The 3,214-nt window shown below is 56.6% G+C and carries 1 rRNA gene; it reads right to left on the bottom strand.

Annotated features, from left to right (window positions below):
• Window positions 1-31 precede the first annotated feature (31 nt).
• Window positions 32-3,155: ribosomal RNA gene (locus ACZ45T_RS39130) — 23S ribosomal RNA — on the bottom strand.
• Between the last annotated feature and the right edge of the window lie 59 nt (window positions 3,156-3,214).

A 3,214-nucleotide genomic window follows, 5' to 3' on the forward strand; every position in this document is an offset into this window, starting at 1 on the left:
TTCAGAACTAACACAGTGGACGCGAGCAACTGAGGACAAGCCCTCGGCCTATTAGTACCAGTCAGCTTCACCCGTTACCGGGCTTCCACATCTGGCCTATCAACCCAGTCGTCTACTGGGAGCCTTACCCTCTCAAGGAGGTGGGAATACTCATCTTGAAGCAGGCTTCCCGCTTAGATGCTTTCAGCGGTTATCCCTCCCGAACGTAGCCAACCAGCCATGCCCTTGGCAGGACAACTGGCACACCAGAGGTTCGTCCGTCCCGGTCCTCTCGTACTAGGGACAGCCCTTCTCAATATTCCTACGCGCACAGCGGATAGGGACCGAACTGTCTCACGACGTTCTAAACCCAGCTCGCGTACCGCTTTAATGGGCGAACAGCCCAACCCTTGGGACCGACTCCAGCCCCAGGATGCGACGAGCCGACATCGAGGTGCCAAACCATCCCGTCGATATGGACTCTTGGGGAAGATCAGCCTGTTATCCCCGGGGTACCTTTTATCCGTTGAGCGACGGCGCTTCCACAAGCCACCGCCGGATCACTAGTCCCGACTTTCGTCCCTGCTCGACCCGTCGGTCTCACAGTCAAGCTCCCTTGTGCACTTACACTCAACACCTGATTGCCAACCAGGCTGAGGGAACCTTTGGGCGCCTCCGTTACCCTTTGGGAGGCAACCGCCCCAGTTAAACTACCCATCAGACACTGTCCCTGATCCGGATCACGGACCGAGGTTAGACATCCAGCACGACCAGAGTGGTATTTCAACGGCGACTCCACAACCACTGGCGTGGCTGCTTCAAAGTCTCCCACCTATCCTACACAAGCCGAACCGAACACCAATATCAAACTATAGTAAAGGTCCCGGGGTCTTTCCGTCCTGCTGCGCGAAACGAGCATCTTTACTCGTAGTGCAATTTCACCGGGCCTATGGTTGAGACAGTCGAGAAGTCGTTACGCCATTCGTGCAGGTCGGAACTTACCCGACAAGGAATTTCGCTACCTTAGGATGGTTATAGTTACCACCGCCGTTTACTGGCGCTTAAGTTCTCAGCTTCGCAACCCCGAAAGGTCACTAACCGGTCCCCTTAACGTTCCAGCACCGGGCAGGCGTCAGTCCGTATACATCGCCTTACGGCTTCGCACGGACCTGTGTTTTTAGTAAACAGTCGCTTCTCGCTGGTCTCTGCGGCCACCCCCAGCTCACGGAGTAAATCCGATCACCAGTGATGGCCCCCCTTCTCCCGAAGTTACGGGGGCATTTTGCCGAGTTCCTTAACCATAGTTCACCCGAACGCCTCGGTATTCTCTACCTGACCACCTGAGTCGGTTTAGGGTACGGGCCGCCATGAAACTCGCTAGAGGCTTTTCTCGACAGCATAGGATCATCCACTTCACCACAATCGGCTCGGCATCAGGTCTCAGCCTTATATGAGGGACGGATTTGCCTACCCCTCGGCCTACACCCTTACCCCGGGACTACCACCGCCCGGGCTGGACTACCTTCCTGCGTCACCCCATCGCTTACCTACTACAAGTCTGGTTCGTCGGCTCCACCACTTTCCTTTCCCCGAAGGGTCCGGAACGGCTTCACGGACTTAGCATCGCCTGATTCGATATTGGGCGTTTCAAAGCGGGTACCGGAATATCAACCGGTTGTCCATCGACTACGCCTGTCGGCCTCGCCTTAGGTCCCGACTTACCCTGGGCAGATCAGCTTGACCCAGGAACCCTTAGTCAATCGGCGCACACGTTTCTCACGTGTGTATCGCTACTCATGCCTGCATTCTCACTCGTGAACCGTCCACAACTAGCTTCCGCTGCTGCTTCACCCGGCACACGACGCTCCCCTACCCATCACAGCGGGCGTTGGCCCTATTGCTGCAATGACACGACTTCGGCGGTACGCTTGAGCCCCGCTACATTGTCGGCGCGGAATCACTTGACCAGTGAGCTATTACGCACTCTTTCAAGGGTGGCTGCTTCTAAGCCAACCTCCTGGTTGTCTCTGCGACTCCACATCCTTTCCCACTTAGCGTACGCTTAGGGGCCTTAGTCGATGCTCTGGGCTGTTTCCCTCTCGACCATGGAGCTTATCCCCCACAGTCTCACTGCCGTGCTCTCACTTACCGGCATTCGGAGTTTGGCTAAGGTCAGTAACCCGGTAGGGCCCATCGCCTATCCAGTGCTCTACCTCCGGCAAGAAACACACGACGCTGCACCTAAATGCATTTCGGGGAGAACCAGCTATCACGGAGTTTGATTGGCCTTTCACCCCTAACCACAGGTCATCCCCCAGGTTTTCAACCCTGGTGGGTTCGGTCCTCCACGAAGTCTTACCTCCGCTTCAACCTGCCCATGGCTAGATCACTCCGCTTCGGGTCTAGAGCGTGCAACTCAATCGCCCTATTCGGACTCGCTTTCGCTACGGCTTCCCCACACGGGTTAACCTCGCTACACACCGCTAACTCGCAGGCTCATTCTTCAAAAGGCACGCAGTCACGACCGTTGTTCCGAAGAACAACGGCGACGCTCCCACGGCTTGTAGGCACACGGTTTCAGGTACTATTTCACTCCGCTCCCGCGGTACTTTTCACCATTCCCTCACGGTACTATCCGCTATCGGTCACCAGGGAATATTTAGGCTTAGCGGGTGGTCCCGCCAGATTCACACGGGATTTCTCGGGCCCCGTGCTACTTGGGAGATTCTTAAGCAAGCCGCTGATGTTTCGTCTACGGGGGTCTTACCCTCTACGCCGGACCTTTCGCATGTCCTTCGACTACATCAACGGTTTCTGACTCGCCGACCGGCCGGCAGACCGATCAAAAGAATTCCCACAACCCCGCATGCGCAACCCCTGCCGGGTATCACACGCATACGGTTTGGCCTCATCCGGTTTCGCTCGCCACTACTCCCGGAATCACGGTTGTTTTCTCTTCCTGAGGGTACTGAGATGTTTCACTTCCCCTCGTTCCCTCCACACTGCCTATGTGTTCAGCAGTGGGTGACAGCCCATGACGACTGCCGGGTTTCCCCATTCGGACACCCCCGGATCAAAGCTCAGTTGGCAGCTCCCCGGGGCCTATCGCGGCCTCTCACGTCCTTCATCGGTTCCTGGTGCCAAGGCATCCACCGTGCGCCCTTAAAAACTTGGCCACAGATGCTCGCGTCCACTGTGTAGTTCTCAAACAACGACCAGCCACCCATCACCCTGC

The sequence above is a fragment of the Streptomyces sp. NPDC030995 genome (assembly GCF_055571215.1).